Here is a 19,659-nt window from a genome sequence, read left to right as displayed (position 1 = left end):
TCTTAAAATTTTCTATCTAAATAATTTTGCAAAATCAATTGAGCTGCCAATTTATCAATAACTTTTTTACGCTTATTGCGACTAATGTCTGCTTGCTCAATCAACATGCGCTCAGCAGCAACCGTGGTTAGGCGCTCATCCTGGTACTCCACTGGCAGACCAAAGAGTTCTTCCAGTTTTGCTCCATAGGTTTGACTCGCTTCCACCCGCGGTCCACTGGTATTGTTCATATTTTTAGGTAAACCAACAACAAAGCGCTCCACTATATAGGTATCAACCAATTCCTTGAGTCGTTCGAAACCGAACTCCCCTTGTTCTTCATTGATTTGGATGATTTCGAGTCCTTGTGCTGTAAACCCTAGCGGATCGCTAATCGCTACTCCTACTGTTTTGGAACCAACGTCCAACCCCATAATTCTCATTGGTTATAGATCGACTCCTTGTCCCTTAAGGTAGTAGCGGACCAATTCTTCAACAATCTCATCGCGTTCGTATTTACGAATTTGATTTCTTGCGTTATTGTAACGAGGAACGTAAGCTGGGTCTCCACTGAGAACATAGCCCACAATTTGGTTAATAGGGTTATACCCCTTCTCATTCAATGAAGCATAGACTTCTGTCAATGTTTCACTAATTTCTTTTTTATTGGAATCATCCAATTTAAAACGTACGGTTTCTTCAGTAAATCCCATTCTAACACCCTCTTTCCTTAGAATAGTACTATTATAGCACATTCACAGCCATTCTACAAATGACACAGCCTGATTTTGCTGATTTTCTGTGACTTCCTTACTGGATAGTCGCGCCACTTGCAACTCGATTTTTAATATATTCTTCTGGTTCGTTTTTTAGTAGATTTTCTAATCCCACATTTTTTAAATATTTGCTTTCGCTTGCCTTTTTAACGTCTAGAACTTGAAAATCATAACTTGTTTTTGTTTCAACCTCGGTTTCACTTAAAAGATTGGTTTCAAGGTTAAATCCAGGAATTTTACGTGCTTCTTGGACCGATTCATCCTTGCCTTCTCCTTCTTTCAAGGCCTTTTTTGCTTCCTCTAATCCATGCTCTGCAATAAAGCTTTTGAGGTCTTCTGAAACTTGTCGTTTTTGCTGAATCGTTAAGGTCAAGAACTGTTTTCCCTTATAGGTAATAGTCTGGGTCTGTTGAACTCCATTTTCGTCAGCAGGTAGAACAAGCGTCTTTGTTACAACTGTATTGTTATTGGCATTTTCCAGAACAGGCAAAGTTGATTGAAGAGCTTCTGTCGTTGTATCTTTAGAAGGTTCCGCAGACTCTTTTTTCTGTCCACAGCCAGCTAGCAAAAATAGGAGCGCAACTGTACCGATAACTATCTTCTTCATATTTATTTTTCCTTATTTATCTATCAAATAAGGCTAGGAGTCACTCCCAGCCTTGATGTTTTATAGTGCTGCACGTAAACGTGCTTCTGCATTTTCTACATTGCGGACAGAGCGTGGCAAGAAGGCACGAATGTCATCTTCTTTATAGCCAACTTGTAAACGTTTCTCGTCAACAAGAATTGGACTTTTTAGGATGCGTGGTGTTTCCATTATTAAGGTGAGTACTTCATTGACACTCAAATCTTCGATATCAACTCCAAGAGCTTTAGCGTAGCGATTCTTTGATGATACAATGCTCGCAATTCCATTGTCTGTTTTTGTTAGAATATCTAATAATTCTTCTCTAGAAATTCCCTCTTTACCGAGGTTTTGTTCTTTATAACTTAACTGGTGGGCATTGAGCCAGGTCTTAGCTTTTTTACAGCTAGTACAACTTGAGACTGTATAAATTTTGATCATGTACCTACCCCTTTCGCTACATGTTACTATCAGTTTATTCTATTATACCATAAAAAACATCGGACTTGCGACCTATTTTTAAAAAAATTTAACTTTTGCCCCAGTTTTCTATCTTTTTTCTTGACAAAAACCGAACTATAACCATTCTTTATATTTCTTAATGTAAAATTTCTTAATAACTGTGACGCTAAACATGTACAAGAAAATAATACAGGTTAGGAACAAGAAATACGGAAGTCCTAATGGAGCTAAACAAAGAATATTTACTAGCGGTCCATAAGGTAGACTAGTTACGAAAATTGCGGCAACCATGGTTGTCAAGATTACAAGCCAAGCTGGTCTGCTTTGTACAAAAGGAACTTTTGCCGTACGAAGCATATGGATAACCATAGTTTGAGACCACATAGATTCAATAAACCAGCCTGTTTGGAACAAGATAATAAACTGGATAGCAGATTCAGAACCATGAACATAATGATAGCCTGTCACCAAAGGAACAATGATAAAGTATAGGAAGACAAAGGTCAAAATATCAAAGACAGATGAGATTGGACCCATCCAAACCATAAATCTAGTAATAGATTTTGCTTCCCATGTATGGGGTTGTTTTAGGAAGTCTTGATCCACATTATCAAATGGCAGTGCCACACAAGATAAATCGTAGACTAGGTTTAGGACAATGAGATGAACAGGAGCCATTGGTAAAAATGGCAAGAAAATACTTGCAACCAATAGTGAGAAGATATTCCCAAAGTTTGAACTAACGGTCATCTTGATGTATTTGGTCATGTTGGCGTAGACCTTACGGCCCTCAACGATACCAGTTTCAAGAACCATGAGATCCTTGTCCAGCAAAATAACATCAGCTGTTTCCTTTGCGATATCTACTGCTGTATCAACGGAAATTCCAACATCTGCCACCTTCATAGATGGGGCATCATTAATACCGTCACCCATATAACCAACGGCATGACCATTTTTCTTCAATTGTAGAATAATTCGAGCTTTTTGGTCAGGAGACAATTTGGCAAAGACTGTTACACTTTCAACCGCTTCTGCCAATTCTTGGTCTGTCATTTGGTCGATATCAGCTCCCAAAAGCATCTGCTCAACATCCAAACCAACCTTTTCACAGATGGCTTGGGTTACTTTTTCATTATCCCCAGTTAAAATCTTTGTTCTGACACCATGCTCAAGTAAAGCTTGGATAGCGGGTGCTGCAGATGGTTTTGGTGGATCCAAGAAGGCAAGATAACCCGTAAGGATCATGTCACTTTCATCAGTCACAGCATAGGCATAATCTTCACGTAGACCTGACTTGTAACCAACACCTAATACACGTAAACCTTGACGGTTTAATTGACCAACTTCTGCCAGTACTTCTTGGCGAATACCTTCCGTAATAGGGATTATTTCTCCACGATATTCCACATGTGTCGAAATGGTCAACATTTCTTCCAAGGCGCCTTTGGTCACCATACTAACAACATTGCTATCATCTTTGACGATAACACTCATGCGTCTACGTTCAAAATCAAATGGTAGTTCGTCGATTTTTTGGAAACTGGTATCGAGATTTTGTAGGATAACATGTTCCTTGGCTTCTTTTTCAGTTCTACTGATGATGGCACGGTCCATCAAGTTTTTCAAACCTGTTTGAAAATGTGAATTTAGATAAGCTCTTCTTAAGACTGCCATATCCAAATCACCATGGATATCCAAAGGGTATTCTAAGACAATCTCATCTTGCGTTAGAGTTCCAGTTTTATCCGTACAAAGGATATCGATTGCTCCTAAGTCTTGGATAGCATTGAGTTTTTTGATGACTACCTTTTCCTTAGCCATGATAATAGAACCTTTGGCCAAGCTAGCTGTAATAATCATCGGCAGCATTTCTGGTGTAAGGCCGACACCGACGCTCAAGGCAAATACTCCAGCCTCTAGCCAGTCTCCATCGGTCAATCCATTTGCGAAAAACACGATCGGAACCATGACAAGCATCAAGCGAATCAAGAGCCAGGAAATGCTGTTCATTTCACGTTCAAAAGAAGTTGGCTCATCGTAAGTATTAAGAGTTTGCTCAATAGCTCCCATCATGGTATCATCACCAACCGCTAGAACCATAGCTGTCGCACTTCCTGAGATAACGTTTGTCCCCATGAATGCCAAAGATTCTGCTTCTAGTAGGCTATCTACATTTTGATTGGTGGCTTTATTTAAAGCAAGTTTTTCGACTGCATCACTTTCTCCAGTCAAACCTGACTGTTGAACGAAAAAGTCGCGCGATTCGAATAAGATGACATCTGCTGGAATCATATCTCCAGCGCTCAATTTCACGAGGTCTCCCACAACCAACTCATCGATTGGCAACTCTTGTTCAAGACCATCGCGAATAACAGTTGCAGTGTTGACAATCATTTTTGAAAGATTGGTTGTCGCCTTGTCGCTCCGCAACTCTTGGACAAAACGGATGCCTCCTGAAATCAAAACCAAGACAACGATGATAATAGAGGTCGTAGGATCCTCTTGGCCAGGTTTGGCAAGCCAGACGTTTGTAACGAGGGAAATAAAGGCAATCACAAGCAAAATGATTGTGAAAGGATTGATAATGGACTCATAAATCTTTTTAAAGATGGAATCCTCTTGACCCTTGGTAATGGTGTTTTCACCATATAGGTCACGGTTTTCTTCAACTTGTTCTTGGTCTAAGCCTTTTAGACTTGTATGATAAAAAGCTAGACTATCTTTTAATGGAGTTTGAATAGCAATTGCTAATCTTTCTTTTGTAGTTTTCATTGGTTTCTCCTATCTGTATGAATGATAATTTCATACTCAATGAAAATCAAAGAGCAAACTAGGAAACTAGCCACAGACTGTACTTGAGTACGGCAAGGCGACGTTGACGTGGTTTGAATTTGATTTTCGAAGAGTATCATACACAGAGACCAATCACTTTATAGGGACAGAACGACACAAATCAGCGATTGGCTGTGTATGTGCGGTTCTGGATGATCGTCAATTTGCATCGTTTGTCTCCTTTCTTTGTTTTAAAACAGCAGAAAATCCTACCATAAAATGGTAGGACTAAAAAACTTATTATCTGTTTTCGTTCAAGCTTTAACTCCATAGGGCGATGTAATGAGCTTAGTCTTGACCTTCGCGACCAGGACTGTTGACCAACGAGTAGTGTCTCCACTGCTTTGCGGTAGTCATCCGTATCCCTATGGTAGCCTCACCTACCGTTTTCGCCTTTCAGTATAAACCTTTAACTAATAAAAGTCAACGATTTATCTCATTTTTCTTAGATTACAATCAATTCTTTTGGAGCTAGGGTTAATAGCTCGCAACCTGTATCTGTAATCAAGATATCATCTTCGATACGAACCCCGTATTTACCTTCAATATAAATACCAGGTTCATCAGTCAAGACCATACCAGTTTTGATAACTTCTGTAGAAGTTTGGCTAAAGTAAGGCTCTTCGTGGATATCAAGTCCGATACCGTGTCCGATACCGTGTGTAAAGTATTGTCCATAGCCTGCTTCCACAATGATATCACGAGGGATTTTGTCAAAGTCACGGAAACCTAAGCCAGCCTTAGCTTGGTCAATTAATGCTTGGTTAGCCTTTAAAACAGTGTTGTAGATTTCTGCTTGTTCGTCGCTGACATGGCCTAGGTAGATGGTACGAGTCATATCACTCACATAATGCTCGTAAAGGCATCCAAAGTCCATAGTGATAGCTTCGCCTAGTTCTACTGGCTTGTGCATTGGGTGAGCATGGGGTTTAGAAGAGTTGATGCCACTCGCTAAGATGGTATCAAAAGACAAGCCTGCCGCTCCCAGCTCACGCATGCGGAAATCAAGGAAGTTGGCAATTTCAATTTCAGTCTTCCCTGGCTTGATAAATTCAAGGGCATCGTGGAAAGCTTGGTCAGAGATAGAACAAGCCTTACGAATAGTCGCAATCTCTGTCTCATCCTTAATCATGCGAAGCGCTTCAACAAACTGTGTCTGAGGAATTAATTCCAAACCTTCAAAAGCAGCTTGCATGCGGTGGTAATAAGAAACCGAGATTTCATCTTCAAACCCGATACGAGAAAGACCCGTATCTTTTGTAATTTTTGCAATAGTAGCCAACTCGTCACGTTCTGCAAAAATCTCAAAACCAGTAACTTCCTGCTTAGCAGCGATGATATAGCGGGCATCCGTCACCAAAATTTGACGGTCACGACTGATAAAGACCGTACCATTTGAACCCCAAAATCCTGTCAAATAATAGACGTTTTTAAGGTTATTGATAATGATTCCATCTAGTTCTTTTTCTTGCATTTTATCGAGAAATGCTTGCACACGTTTATTCATGATGTAACTTTCCTTTCAAATACTGTCCTGTATAGCTTGCTTCATTGGCAGCTACTTCCTCTGGAGTTCCTGTTGCAATGATGATACCACCACCAACACCGCCTTCTGGACCTAAATCGATGATATGGTCTGCTGTTTTGATGACATCTAGATTGTGCTCAATCACGAGAACTGTATTACCATCATCAACAAAGCGAGACAAAACGGTGAGTAGTCGAGCGATGTCCTCTGTATGAAGACCAGTTGTCGGTTCATCTAGAATGTAGAAGGACTTACCTGTCGAGCGTTTATGGAGCTCACTAGCCAGCTTCATACGCTGCGCTTCTCCACCAGATAGTGTCGTAGCTGGTTGTCCCAAGGTCACATAACCTAGACCTACATCCTTGATCGTTTGGAGTTTGCGTTGAATTTTCGGAATGTGTTTGAAAAATTCCACCGCATCGTTGACGGTCATATCCAAGACTTGCGAGATATTTTTTTCTTTATAATGAACTTCTAGGGTTTCACTGTTGTAGCGAGTCCCATGGCAGACTTCACAAGCTACGTATACGTCTGGCAAGAAGTGCATCTCAATCTTGATAATCCCATCACCCGAGCAGGCCTCACAGCGACCGCCCTTGACGTTAAAACTAAAACGACCCTTCTTATAGCCACGAATCTTGGCTTCATTTGTCTGAGCGAAGAGGTCACGAATATCGTCAAATACACCTGTATAGGTAGCAGGATTAGACCTCGGTGTTCGTCCAATTGGACTCTGGTCAATGTCTATCAGACGATCGATATGCTCAATCCCTGTAATCGCCTTAAACTTTCCAGGCTTGTCTGAATTGCGATTGAGCTTTTGAGCAATGGCTTTTTTGAGGATGCTGTTAATAAGTGTCGACTTCCCTGAGCCAGAGACCCCTGTCACCGCAATGAATTTCCCGAGTGGGAAGCGAGCGGTGATATTTTGTAGGTTGTTCTCACGCGCCCCAGTCACCTCGATAAAGCGACCATTGCCTATACGGCGTTCCGTCGGTACTGGAATCGCACGTTTCCCTGACAGATACTGTCCTGTAATTGACTTACTGTTGCGAGCTACCTGCTTAGGCGTTCCTGCTGCTACAATCTCTCCACCAAAGACCCCTGCACCAGGACCAACGTCAATCAAATAATCTGCCTCACGCATGGTATCTTCATCGTGTTCTACCACGATCAAGGTGTTCCCCAAATCACGCATCTTTTTCAGACTGGCAATCAGGCGGTCATTGTCCCTCTGGTGAAGACCGATAGACGGCTCATCTAAGATATAGAGGACTCCTGAGAGATTGGAACCAATCTGGGTTGCCAAGCGAATACGTTGGCTCTCCCCACCTGATAATGTTCCTGCAGAACGGGATAACGTTAAATAGTTAAGACCGACATTATTGAGGAAGGTCAAGCGATCCTTGATTTCCTTAAGAATCGGACGAGCAATAATGGCTTCATTTTTTGATAGGGTCAACTGTTCAATAGCTTCCAAATGGTCTGCGATGGAGAGGTCTGAAATTTCTCCAATATGAGGAGCTTTCTCTCCTCCTACACGAACGGATAAGGCCTGATCGTTGAGGCGATAACCGTGACAAGTACCACAGGTTAGCTCATTCATATAAAGACGCATCTGAGTACGAGTGTAGTCGCTATTGGTTTCATGATAGCGACGCTTGATATTCCCTATAATACCTTCAAAAGGAATATCGATATCACGAACTCCACCGAATTCATTTTCATAATGGAAATGGAACTCTTTACCATCTGAACCATAGAAGATAAGATGTTTATCCGCCTCCGACAAATCCTCAAAAGGAGTATCCATGTCCACTCCGAAGGCTGTCATGGCTTGTTCCAACATATTTGGATAATAGTTAGAAGAGATAGGATTCCAAGGCGCTAAGGCTCCTTCACGAAGGGTCTTGCTAGCATCTGGTACGACTAAGTCCGTATCAACCTCTAGCTTGATCCCCAAACCATCACACTCGCTACAAGAACCAAACGGTGCATTGAAGGAGAAGAGACGAGGTTCTAGTTCTGGAACTGTAAAACCACAGACTGGGCAGGCATAATGTTCTGAAAAGAGCAACTCCGAATCATCCATAGTATCGATAACCACATAACCTTCTGCGATACGAAGGGCTGCTTCGATGGAATCAAAGAGACGACTACGGATACCTTCTTTGATGATAATACGGTCTACCACCACATCGATATTATGTTGCTTATTCTTTTCAAGGTCAGGAACTTCGGTCACATCATAGACAACCCCATCGACACGGACACGAACGTAACCATCCTTTTGAATCTTTTCAATCAGCGTCTTGTGTTGCCCTTTTTTCTTACGAATAACAGGAGCCAAAATCTGCAGACGCTGGCGTTCTGGCAATTCCAAAACCTTGTCTACAATCTGCTCTACAGACGAAGCCTTGATGGCTCCATGCCCATTGATACAGTAGGGTGTTCCTACACGTGCATAGAGGAGACGTAGGTAGTCGTTGATTTCCGTCGTAGTTCCTACAGTTGAGCGAGGGTTTTTACTAGTCGTTTTCTGGTCAATAGAAATGGCAGGGCTGAGACCATCGATAGAGTCCACATCTGGTTTTTCCATATTGCCCAAAAACTGACGAGCGTAGGCTGATAGACTCTCTACATAGCGACGTTGCCCTTCTGCATACAGGGTATCAAAGGCAAGACTGGATTTGCCCGAACCCGACAGCCCCGTCACCACAACTAGCTTGTCACGTGGAATTTCCACGTCAATATTTTTTAAATTATGGGCGCGTGCCCCATGGATGACAATCTTATCTTGCATGTTACTTCTTTCTAGTCCATTGTTGCTTTCCATTATACCAAAAAAAGTGAAATTCTATTACCAAAAAAGCCGAATTTGTAGTATAATAGTACGGTGCTAAAAATCACTTAAACACAGAATAGATTAGGAAAGGATAGGAGATATGAAACAAGTCTTTCTCTCAACAACAACTGAATTTAAAGAGATCGATACGCTCCAGCCGGGCACTTGGATCAATCTCGTCAATCCTACCCAGAGCGAATCGATGGAAATCGCTTCTGCTTTTGATATTGATATCGCTGACCTCCGTGCACCACTCGATGCCGAAGAAATGTCTCGTATTACCATTGAAGATGAATACACTCTGATCATCGTAGACGTTCCCATTACCGAGGAGAGAAATAACCGTACCTACTATGTGACCATTCCCTTGGGGATTATCATCACAGAGGAGGCTATCATTACCACTTGTTTGGAACCTCTACCACTTCTAGATGTCTTTATCAATCGGAGACTTCGGAATTTCTATACCTTTATGCGTTCGCGCTTTATCTTCCAAATCCTCTACCGCAATGCGGAGATTTACCTAACTGCCCTACGTTCAATCGAACGTAAGAGTGAGCAAATCGAAACCCAACTTCACAAATCTACTCGAAATGAAGAATTGATTGAACTCATGGAGTTGGAAAAGACCATCGTCTACTTCAAGGCCTCTCTTAAGACAAATGAGCGCGTGATTAAAAAATTGACCAGCGCAACTAGCAATATTAAGAAATACCTTGAAGACGAAGACCTACTCGAAGATACCTTGATTGAAACGCAACAGGCCATCGAGATGGCGGACATCTATGGAAACGTCCTTCACTCTATGACAGAGACCTTTGCCTCTATCATTTCAAACAACCAGAACAATATCATGAAAACCTTGGCCCTCGTGACCATCGTTATGTCTATCCCGACTATGATTTTCTCAGCTTACGGAATGAACTTTAAGGACAATGAAATCCCTTTAAACGGAGAACCGCATGCTTTCTGGCTCATCGTCTTTATCGCCTTTGCTATGAGTGTTTCTCTCACTCTTTACCTCATCCATAAAAAATGGTTCTAAACAGGAGTTATTATGTCACAGATTGATTTAAAAGAATTAACAAAGAAAAACCAGGAATTTATCCATATTGCAACCCAGCAATTTCTCAAGGACGGAAAAACAGATGCTGAAATCAAGGCTATCCTTGAAGAAGTCATTCCTCATATCCTCGAAGAACAACCAAAAGGAGCGACAGCTCGTTCTATCTACGGAGCACCAACTCACTGGGCTCATAGTTTCAGCGAAAAAGAGCAATACGAAAAAGAACATCCAAAGGAAAATGACGATCCAAAATTGATGATGTTGGATTCAGCCCTTTTCATCACAGGATTATTTGCAGTAGTTAGCGCCTTGATGAGCTTCTTCTCAAACCAACCTGTGGCCTACGGATTGGTAACACTTATCAGTGTAGGGGCCTTTGGTGGAGTTGCCTTCTATCTTCTCTACCACTTCATTTACCGCTACTACGGACCAGATACTGACCGTAGCCAACGCCCACCATTCTGGAAATCACTTTTGGTTATGTTAGCAACCATGTTTGCCTGGGTTCTCATTCTCTTCTTGAGCAACTTCCTTCCACAAGCCATCAACATCAGCTTACCACCTCTTGTTTTGTTGGTCATTGGAGGAGCTCTCCTTGCCCTACGTTTCTACCTCAAAAAACGTTTCAACATCAAGAGCGCAAGTGCCGGACCTGCTAGATATTAAGATAAACAATAAAAGTAGTGTGTTTTACAGACAGACTACTTTTATTATGGCTCCAAAGCTTTTTTTTATTCTCCAAAGAAAAGTAGCTACATTTTCTAAAAACGTTCTAATGTAAAGTCTTTCCTTAGAATCCCGAGGTTTTGTCCTTGAATCCAAGTTGTTTTTCTGTTATACTAATAAAGTAATAAGGAGAAATATATATGACTAAACAGAGAATTAATCAAATTGTTGGTTCAATTGGTGCCTTTATCGGGATTATTGTATTTATAGCCTACATCCCCCAAATTTTTGCCAATTTACAAGGAAATAAAGCTCAACCATTTCAACCTTTATCAGCAGCAGTCTCTTGCTTAATCTGGGTCATTTATGGATGGACAAAAGAGCCTAAGAAAGACTGGATTCTAATCATTCCAAACTCGGCTGGGGTTATCCTTGGCGGACTGACCTTCCTTACTGCTCTATAAGAATGCAACTAATATAAAAAGAAAAAGTAACCACACGATTGGTTGCTTTTTGCTTACTTTCTTGATCTAAAAGCCTTCTTCTGACTCTAATTCTTGTTGTTTCCCCTCATCTTTTGTGGTACAATAGCATCAATTTATTTCTAGGAGGATGAGATATGGTTTCTACTATTGGTATTATAAGTTTATCTAGTGGGATTATCGGAGAGGACTTTGCCAAACACGAAGTGGACTTGGGAGTCCAACGTCTCAAAGACCTCGGACTCAATCCTATCTTTTTACCTCATTCACTAAAAGGCTTAGACTTTATCAAAGAACATCCTGAAGCGCGTGCAGAGGATTTAATTCAGGCCTTTTCTGATGATAGCATCGACATGATCCTATGCGCCATCGGTGGAGACGATACCTATCGTTTATTGCCTTATCTTTTTGAAAATGACCAACTACAAAAGGTTATCAAACAAAAAATTTTTCTTGGCTTCTCGGATACAACTATGAACCACCTCATGTTGCATAAACTAGGAATCAAGACTTTTTATGGTCAATCCTTTTTAGCAGACATTTGTGAGTTAGACAAAGAAATGTTGCCATACAGCCTCCACTACTTTAAAGAATTGATTGAGACTGGAAAAATCTCAGAAATCCGCCCTAGCGACCTTTGGTATGAGGAAAGAACTGACTTCAGTCCCAAGGCTCTGGGAACACCTCGTGTCAGCCATACAAATACAGGTTTTGACTTGTTACAAGGAACTGCCCAGTTCGAGGGAAAAATCCTCGGTGGTTGCCTCGAATCCCTCTACGATATCTTTGACAACTCTCGATATGTAGACAGTACAGAACTCTGCCAAAAGTACAGACTCTTCCCTGACTTATCCGACTGGAAAGGAAAGATTCTATTGCTAGAAACAAGTGAAGAAAAGCCTGAACCTGATGTTTTCAAAAAAATGTTGCAGGCTTTAAAAGAAACTGGGATATTTGAAGTCATCAGTGGACTCTTGGTCGGAAAACCTATGGATGAAACTTTCTATGACAACTATAAGGAGGCTTTAATGGACACCATTGATAGCACTATCCCGATTGTCTATAATCTAAACGTTGGCCATGCCACACCAAGAGCAATTGTTCCCTTTGGAGTCCACGCCCATGTAGACGCAACGGAGCAAGTCATTCGCTTTGACTATAACAAATAAAGCTGGGAAGAATTTCTCAGCTTTTTTCTATACTCTCAGATGTTCTAGACATCTAACGTCACTTATTTCCACCCTTCCATTCACAATCATTCTCATGGTCATCAACTAGCCCTGCAGCCTGCAGATAGGACAAGACAGCGACTGGTCCAGTAAATTTGAAGCCTCGTTTTTTGAGATCCTTGGATATTTTCTCAGATAAAGTCGTCTTGGCAGGGGCTTGGGCATAATCAGGAACATCATTGACCATGGTTTTCCTATCTACAAAAGACCAGAGATAGGTGTCAAAAGAATTATACTCCTTTTGAACTTGTAAAAATGCTTGAGCGTTGGTGCGCGTCGCAAATATCTTAGCATGATTGCGGATGATAGCTGGATTATCCATCAAAGCTTCCAATTCTTCATCCGACATCTCTGCGACCGCTTGAATTTGGTAACCATGAAAAGCTTGACGGAAGGCTTGGCGTTTATTAAGCACTGTTTCCCAAGAAAGACCAGCCTGATAGGTCTCCATGCAGAGCAACTCAAAAAGCGCTTGGTCGTCATGTAAGGGTTGCCCCCACTCCTCATCGTGGTAGGCTACATAGAGAGGGTTGTTCATTTTAACCCAGCCACAGCGTTTAGGCATAGAGTTCTCCTATTTCACCAACATCTTAAGGGCAGATTTGATGTAGTTTTCAGCTGTATCAGAAGTTCCTTCAAAGAATTTCTTGATTTTTTTGAGCTCTGCTGCCTTGTAGCCCAAGGCCAACATGGCTTCCATAGCTTCTTCCAATTCTTGGTTGTCACTGCTAGATGGAGCTGCAGTCTTAGCAGGGAGGTCATCGCCTGCCACAACCACCTTACCTTCTAGGTCCAAGACCATCTGTTGGGCTGTTTTCTTCCCGATTTTAGGAAATTTAGTCAAGTAGGTGATATTCTTGGTCTCGATAGCTTGAACGAGGCCTGCATTGTCATCAGCTGCTATGATGGCAAGAGCGGAAACAGGGCCAATGCCTGATACAGAAATCAAGCTAAGAAAGAGCTTTTTCTCGTCTTCTGAACGAAAACCGTAAAGTAGATGAGCATCTTCACGTACAACTTGATGCACATAGATTTGTGCTTCTTGGTTGACTTGTCCTGAGTAGGCATAAGGGTTAGCCACGTGCAAAATGTAGCCGATACCATTTGCCTCAAGGACGATATATTTGGCAGTAATTTTGGTAATGATACCTTTTAGATATTCGTACATAATTTTCCCTTCAATTTATACTCAATGAAAATCAAATCTAAACTAGGAAGCTAACCGTAGGCATAACTTGAGTTAGGCAAGGTAAAGCTGACGAGGTTTAGAGAGATTTTCGAAGAGTATTAGTATTTTCCTAGCTCTCTGAGGCTAGTATGATTTTCCTGAATGCGACGGAACATCTTTTCCATGTCCGACTTAGTAAAATGCACCAAAACAGGACGTCCGTGTGGACAGTTGTATGGGTTGTCACATTGGGAGAGTTGGTATAGAAGCTGTCTAGCCGAGTGGTCATCGATACGGTGGTTAGCCTTGATGGACCGCTTGCAGGACATTATAATGGCTAGTTCAGCTCGGTATTTCTTGATTGAAACTTCCTTGGTCAAGAGGAGCATGTCGCACATCTCATAGATTCCAGACTCAATTTCCTCCTCTGCCATCCAAATGGGATGTTCGCGCAAGATAAATTGATTCTCCCCGTACTCTGCTAGAAAGACACCAACTTCCTCTAAGAGAGGCATTCTTTCCTTGAGACGAAGGGCATCATCCGCAGGAAATTCAAAGATATAGGGCACTAGGAGTTGCTGCTGACTCTGGTCAACATTGCCAATGCTCTCACGATACTCCTCATACTTAACCCGTTCCTGAGCCGCGTGCTGATCTATGATGTAAAGGCCATCTCGACCTTGGGCAAAGAGATAGGTTCCATGCATCTGACCGAAAAATTCCAACTCTGGGAAGCTTGAAGATTCTTCCCGCTCCAACTTATCATAAGCCTTATCAAGACTAGCCAGGTCTAACTCTGGATGGTCCAGTTGGTCATAGCTAGTAGGCTTTCTCTCTGCAAAATGCAATTTAGCTGGCTTGGTCATCTGGTCCAATGTTTCCTTAGCAAACAGATTTAAATCCTGTTTCTCTTCAGTCAGGTTCACCTGATGGTCTGCTACCTCAGCTTGTGTCGGTCTTGTCGGTTCATTTTTTTCATAGTAGAGCGTATTTTCTCTCAGTGGCAAAGTCGTTTGCTCCACCTTTTCACGATTGCGAACAGTAGATTTTGCCAGATTTTCCAAGGCATCTGGAATCAAGGTCTGTTCCTTGAGACTCTTTGCGATAGCTTCTGAAACCAGCGCCATCAGTTCTCTTTCCTTGGAAATCCGCACCTCTTGCTTGGTCGGGTGCACATTGACATCTGCTAGATAAGGATCGATCTGGATGTGAATCACAGCCAGCGGAAAACGCCCCACCATGAGCTTACTGCCATAACCATCTAAAATAGCACGATTGAGCAGGAAGTTTTTGATATAACGACCATTGATAAAAAGACTGATATAGTTGCGATTAGCCCGTGTCAATTCAGGCAATGAGACAAAACCAGAAATTTCAAAGTCTAGGTCAGCATTCTCAATCTCAATCATCTTTTTAGCACTGGCTAAACCATAAATTCCAGCAATGGCTTGACGCAGTTGACCCGTACCAGCTGTTCGTGTCATTTCCTTGCCATCACTAATCAGGCTAAAAGAAATCTCCGGATGGGCTAGCCCCAGACGATTGACAATATCAATGATATGAGACAACTCTGCCTGCTGGCTCTTCATATACTTGAGACGAGCCGGTGTATTGAAAAAGAGATCCTCCACACAAACCTTAGTCCCCACAGGACTGGTCGCTGGATTGATTTCCTCAACTTCTCCCCCACGAGCCACTAGTTTGGTCCCGTGACTTGCACCGTCCACCGCTGTCAACAAAGTCAAAACACTAACAGATGCGATAGAGGGCAGGGCTTCACCACGAAAGCCGAGGGTCCGAATCCGAAAAAGATCCGCTTGATTCTTAATCTTACTGGTCGCATGACGACGGAGAGCTAACTCGACCTCATCGTGGGCAATCCCGTGACCATTATCTGTGATTTGGATTTTCTTAAGTCCAGCTTCTTCAACCTCTACGATAATCTGGCTTGAGCCGGCATCGATGGCATTTTCAACTAGCTCCTTGACTACACTAGCAGGGCGTTCGATAACTTCTCCTGCTGCAATCTGGTTGGCCAAGACTTCTGGCAATTCAATAATATGAGACATCTTTCAGCCCCTTTCTTAACTATTTTTATCTATTTCTCTGAAAATAAGCTAGTGCTATTATACCATATTTCACTCGTTTCCAAAAAAGTCCGAGTAGCAACTTTCTTCCCGATTTTACTAGGTTATTTGCCAATTTTGTGGTAAAATAGGTAGAAATAATATTTTAAAAAGGAGAAAAGACACATGCACATTTTTGATGAGCTAAAAGAGCGTGGTTTGATTTTTCAAACGACTGATGAAGAAGCTTTGCGTAAAGCCCTAGAAGAAGGTCAAGTTTCTTATTATACTGGCTACGATCCAACTGCTGACAGCCTTCACCTAGGTCACCTTGTCGCAATCTTGACCAGTCGTCGTTTGCAGTTAGCAGGTCACAAACCATATGCGCTCGTTGGCGGTGCTACAGGTCTCATCGGAGATCCGTCCTTCAAAGATGCTGAACGTAGTCTCCAAACAAAAGACACAGTAGATGGCTGGGTCAAGTCTATCCAAGGACAACTTTCTCGCTTTCTTGACTTTGAAAATGGTGAAAATAAAGCTGTCATGGTCAATAACTACGACTGGTTTGGCAGTATCAGCTTCATTGACTTCCTCCGTGATATCGGAAAATACTTCACTGTCAACTACATGATGAGCAAGGAGTCTGTGAAGAAACGTATTGAAACAGGGATTTCTTACACTGAGTTTGCCTACCAAATCATGCAAGGGTACGATTTCTTTGTCCTTAACCAAGAGCACAATGTAACCCTTCAAATCGGTGGTTCTGACCAGTGGGGAAATATGACTGCTGGTACCGAATTGCTTCGTCGTAAGGCTGACAAGACTGGTCACGTTATCACAGTGCCACTCATCACAGACGCGACTGGTAAAAAATTTGGTAAATCTGAAGGGAACGCTGTTTGGCTCAACCCCGAAAAGACTTCTCCATACGAAATGTACCAATTCTGGATGAATGTCATGGACGCTGACGCTGTTCGTTTCTTGAAAATCTTTACTTTCTTGTCACTTGACGAGATTGAAGAGATCCGTAAACAATTTGAAGCGGCGCCACACGAACGCTTGGCTCAAAAAGTCCTGGCTCGTGAAGTTGTAACACTTGTCCACGGTGAAGAAGCCTACAAAGAAGCCCTCAACATCACTGAGCAACTCTTTGCCGGAAATATCAAAAACCTTTCTGTCAAAGAACTCAAACAAGGACTTCGTGGCGTGCCAAACTACCAAGTACAGGCAGACGAAAATCACAACATCGTTGAACTTCTCGTATCTTCTGGCGTGGTTAACTCAAAACGCCAAGCCCGTGAAGACGTACAAAACGGAGCTATCTACGTAAATGGTTACCGCATCCAAGACCTTGACTATGTCTTGAGTGACGCAGACAAATTAGAGAATGAATTGACTGTTATTCGACGTGGTAAGAAAAAATACTTCGTCCTTACATATTAAAAACAGACTGGAGGCATTTGCCATCCAGTCCTTTTTTTGCTAGACTAAAACTATGAATACAAACCTCAAACCCAAACTCCAGCGCTTTGCTACCGCTAGTGCCTTTGCCTGTCCTATCTGCCAAGAAAATCTGACCTTGGTAGAGTCAAGCCTCAAGTGTAGCAACCGCCATTCTTTTGACCTAGCAAAATTCGGCTATGTCAATCTAGCTCCGCAAATCAAACAATCGGCCAACTACGACAAGGAAAACTTTCAAAATCGCCAGCAAATACTAGAAGCTGGCTTTTATCAGGCTATCTTAGAAGGCATCTCAGACATACTAGCGACTAAATCATCTGCAAAAACCATCTTGGACATTGGTTGTGGCGAAGGCTTCTACTCTCGCAAGCTCCAAGAAGCCCATCCTGACAAGACCTTCTACGCCTTTGACATTTCAAAAGACTCAGTCCAAATCGCTGCCAAAAGCGAATCCAACTGGGCAGTCAACTGGTTTGTTGGCGACCTGGCTCGCCTTCCTATAAAAGACGCCAGCATGGATATCCTGCTTGATATCTTTTCGCCTGCTAACTATGGAGAATTTCACCGTGTCTTATCAAAGGACAGCATCTTAATCAAGGTTATTCCTACTGAAAACCACCTCAAGGAAATCCGCCAAATGGTACAGGACCAGCTAACAAAGAAGGACTATTCCAACCAAGATATCAAGGAACATTTCCAGGAACATTTCAGCATCCAGTATAGCCAGACTGCTTCCCTGACCAAGTCCATCACCGCAGAGCAAAGACAGGCCTTACTCAGCATGACACCCCTCCTCTTTCACGTCGACCAAAGCAAGATTGACTGGAGTCAATTGACAGAGATTACTATCGAAGCAGAGATTCTGGTTGGGAAAGCACTGTGAATAAATTTTTGATATACTACAAAACCCGCATCTCTTCTTGAGATGCGGGTTTCATTGTTGTCACTCATTTTAATTACCTTTTAATTTTCCAACAATACCTTCTGAATGATAGAGCCTATCTTTTCTAAAAACGATGGAGTAACCGTAATTCTTTCCTGAGACCGTTGGTTCAAAAATATTGATGTCCATATTAAGTTGGGCATCATTTTCTAAACCTAAATAATCATTTACTTGTTCATTTTTGAGCTTATAGGTGATACTGGCAGAACCGGTCTCAAAGCTATATCCTTTAAGAGCTACTTCTAGTCTTTTTAAACTAGACCTTGAAATAGAAAATTCCTGCATTAAAAGTCGTGAGTGTTTTAAATCACCCTTTTCTTTATTTTTAGAAGAATTTCCTTCCGATAAATGAAGACTGCCATCTTTGTAGTAGACATTTCCTTTATATAATGTTTCTTCTTCAATTTTCCCATCTGAATTCTCGAATGAGCTTTCTTTGATAATTTCTCCTTTTATTTCTTTGGTCTCAGAAATTCCATTTAAAACTACCTGATAACTAATCGAAGGAGAGTCTTCACTATCCTCATTAATATCTGTTATACGAATCTGAAACCCATCCGGAAACTTTTCAAACAAGTCTTCCAGATTTTCCGTTGGATAGACCTGACTTAACTCCGAGGCTTTCCCTTCAATAAATCTTCGACTGCTTTTCATAAAACAACCTGTCAATGTCAATAGTGCCATTCCCAAAAGTACTGCTGTTAGCGCTAATTTTTTTGTCATAAATTTATCCATTATTCTTTTTCTTTTCGACTTTTATAACCACTGATAATCTCCGCATGTGTATTTTGCCCGTCTTGAATTTCTAAAGTATAGCTATAGGCCATATTTTTAATGGTTTCATGCATGATATAAATCACCATTTTTAGTTCTTTATTCTGCTCAACTCCCATGTAGTTGTTTAAAATCGGATCCGATAGAGTATAGTCAATATCTGCGCTCCCTGTTTCAACACTGTAGCTTCTTCTCCCCATTTTTAATTTCGACAGAGTATTTCTATTAATCGTAAATTCTTGGAGCAATAGTTTAGGATTCCTTATCGTCGCATTTGCCTGAGGATCCGTCAATTGAATCGTTCCATCCTTATAAATCACTCCACCTTCATAGAGTACTTCTTCCGTTCGTTTTTTATTCTCATCTATGCTGACTTTTTTCTCCTTAAAAGTTCCTCTAACCACTTTATTCTCAGCATCACCCTTTAGTTCAATAGATTGGTAAAAATAGCCTTTCCCTTCTTTATAATCATAAATATCGTCGCTAAAAATACCAAATCCATCCGGAAACTTTTCAAACAAGTCTTCTAGATTTTCTGTTGGGTAGACCTTGCTTAACTCTGAGGCCTTTCCTTCGATAAATCGCCGGCTATTCTTTAGACTACAGCCGGAGAGAATGACCATTCCCGCTCCAACTAATAAGATGAGCATTGTAAGTTTTTTAAACATATATTTTCCCCTCTTCATAGGACAAATCCGAAGCATCTAGTGTTGGATTAGTTCCATCTAGAATAACTGATGAAGTTTTTTCACTC

The 19,659-nt window shown here is 41.6% G+C and carries 18 protein-coding genes and 1 riboswitch; of the genes, 6 read left to right on the top strand and 12 right to left on the bottom strand.

Features of this window, described 5'->3' with window-relative positions; translation table 11 throughout:
• Positions 1-2: 2 nt before the first annotated feature.
• From ruvX to uvrA, 7 genes are all read right to left on the bottom strand, one after another.
• Entirely contained in the window at positions 3-422 is a 420-nt protein-coding gene (gene ruvX / locus QM923_RS06640; protein WP_414291310.1) for a Holliday junction resolvase RuvX, read from the bottom strand.
• Positions 423-425: 3 nt separating this feature from the next.
• Positions 426-692: an IreB family regulatory phosphoprotein gene (locus QM923_RS06635; protein WP_004250500.1), complete on the bottom strand. Its 267-nt coding sequence runs from the start codon at positions 690-692 to the stop codon at positions 426-428.
• A gap of 97 nt (positions 693-789) precedes the next feature.
• A complete protein-coding gene (locus tag QM923_RS06630) occupies positions 790-1,362 on the bottom strand; it encodes an SP0191 family lipoprotein (RefSeq protein ID WP_414291309.1) in 573 nt (190 codons plus the stop codon).
• A gap of 60 nt (positions 1,363-1,422) precedes the next feature.
• Complete coding sequence (spx, locus tag QM923_RS06625; RefSeq protein WP_006149601.1) at positions 1,423-1,821, bottom strand: transcriptional regulator Spx; 399 nt, start codon at positions 1,819-1,821, stop codon at positions 1,423-1,425.
• Between the two features lie 135 nt (positions 1,822-1,956).
• Positions 1,957-4,617 carry a magnesium-translocating P-type ATPase gene (gene mgtA / locus QM923_RS06620; protein WP_414291308.1) on the bottom strand — a complete coding sequence of 887 codons (2,661 nt, stop codon included), beginning with the start codon at positions 4,615-4,617 and terminating at the stop codon, positions 1,957-1,959.
• A 298-nt stretch (positions 4,618-4,915) separates the two neighbouring features.
• Positions 4,916-5,069: riboswitch (M-box (ykoK) riboswitch) on the bottom strand.
• Positions 5,070-5,122: 53 nt separating this feature from the next.
• Positions 5,123-6,184: a M24 family metallopeptidase gene (locus QM923_RS06615; RefSeq protein WP_414291307.1), complete on the bottom strand. Its 1,062-nt coding sequence runs from the start codon at positions 6,182-6,184 to the stop codon at positions 5,123-5,125.
• Positions 6,177-9,008, bottom strand: a complete 2,832-nt coding sequence (gene uvrA / locus QM923_RS06610; RefSeq protein ID WP_414291306.1) for an excinuclease ABC subunit UvrA — start codon at positions 9,006-9,008, stop codon at positions 6,177-6,179. The genes QM923_RS06615 and uvrA overlap by 8 nt, the downstream gene beginning before the upstream one ends.
• 142 nt (positions 9,009-9,150) lie before the next feature.
• Here uvrA and QM923_RS06605 point away from each other — a divergent pair, with 142 nt between their 5' ends.
• The 4 genes from QM923_RS06605 to QM923_RS06590 all read left to right on the top strand — a co-directional run bounded on the left by QM923_RS06605 (position 9,151) and on the right by QM923_RS06590 (position 12,433).
• Entirely contained in the window at positions 9,151-10,095 is a 945-nt protein-coding gene (locus QM923_RS06605; protein WP_004250490.1) for a magnesium transporter CorA family protein, read from the top strand.
• Positions 10,096-10,107: 12 nt separating this feature from the next.
• Complete coding sequence (locus QM923_RS06600; RefSeq protein ID WP_414291305.1) at positions 10,108-10,782, top strand: DUF1129 domain-containing protein; 675 nt, start codon at positions 10,108-10,110, stop codon at positions 10,780-10,782.
• A 200-nt stretch (positions 10,783-10,982) separates the two neighbouring features.
• Positions 10,983-11,246, top strand: coding sequence for a SemiSWEET family transporter (locus tag QM923_RS06595; protein ID WP_004250486.1), 264 nt, complete (start codon positions 10,983-10,985; stop codon positions 11,244-11,246).
• Positions 11,247-11,401: 155 nt separating this feature from the next.
• Entirely contained in the window at positions 11,402-12,433 is a 1,032-nt protein-coding gene (locus QM923_RS06590; RefSeq protein WP_414291304.1) for a S66 family peptidase, read from the top strand.
• 58 nt (positions 12,434-12,491) lie between these two features.
• Here QM923_RS06590 and QM923_RS06585 read toward each other — a convergent pair whose 3' ends face one another.
• The 3 genes from QM923_RS06585 to mutL form a co-directional block, all read right to left on the bottom strand.
• Positions 12,492-13,058: a DNA-3-methyladenine glycosylase I gene (locus QM923_RS06585; RefSeq protein ID WP_414291303.1), complete on the bottom strand. Its 567-nt coding sequence runs from the start codon at positions 13,056-13,058 to the stop codon at positions 12,492-12,494.
• 9 nt (positions 13,059-13,067) lie between these two features.
• Positions 13,068-13,661, bottom strand: coding sequence for a Holliday junction branch migration protein RuvA (gene ruvA / locus QM923_RS06580; protein WP_414291302.1), 594 nt, complete (start codon positions 13,659-13,661; stop codon positions 13,068-13,070).
• 119 nt (positions 13,662-13,780) lie between these two features.
• A complete protein-coding gene (gene mutL, locus QM923_RS06575; RefSeq protein ID WP_414291301.1) occupies positions 13,781-15,730 on the bottom strand; it encodes a DNA mismatch repair endonuclease MutL in 1,950 nt (649 codons plus the stop codon).
• Positions 15,731-15,913: 183 nt separating this feature from the next.
• On the opposite strand from mutL, the gene tyrS reads away from it, so the two are divergent.
• A complete protein-coding gene (gene tyrS, locus QM923_RS06570; protein ID WP_414291300.1) occupies positions 15,914-17,170 on the top strand; it encodes a tyrosine--tRNA ligase in 1,257 nt (418 codons plus the stop codon).
• Between the two features lie 52 nt (positions 17,171-17,222).
• Positions 17,223-18,071, top strand: coding sequence for a putative RNA methyltransferase (locus QM923_RS06565; RefSeq protein WP_414291299.1), 849 nt, complete (start codon positions 17,223-17,225; stop codon positions 18,069-18,071).
• Between the two features lie 69 nt (positions 18,072-18,140).
• Here the strand turns inward: QM923_RS06565 and QM923_RS06560 are convergent, their stop codons facing one another.
• Positions 18,141-18,866 carry a hypothetical protein gene (locus tag QM923_RS06560; protein ID WP_414291298.1) on the bottom strand — a complete coding sequence of 242 codons (726 nt, stop codon included), beginning with the start codon at positions 18,864-18,866 and terminating at the stop codon, positions 18,141-18,143.
• A complete protein-coding gene (locus QM923_RS06555; RefSeq protein WP_414291297.1) occupies positions 18,866-19,573 on the bottom strand; it encodes a hypothetical protein in 708 nt (235 codons plus the stop codon). The genes QM923_RS06560 and QM923_RS06555 overlap by 1 nt, the downstream gene beginning before the upstream one ends.
• Between the last annotated feature and the right edge of the window lie 86 nt (positions 19,574-19,659).

Origin of the sequence: Streptococcus infantis (assembly GCF_047463275.1) — a bacterium.
In the GTDB taxonomy this organism is placed as follows: domain Bacteria; phylum Bacillota; class Bacilli; order Lactobacillales; family Streptococcaceae; genus Streptococcus; species Streptococcus infantis_AF.
This window is presented reverse-complemented; position numbering and strand designations above follow the sequence as displayed.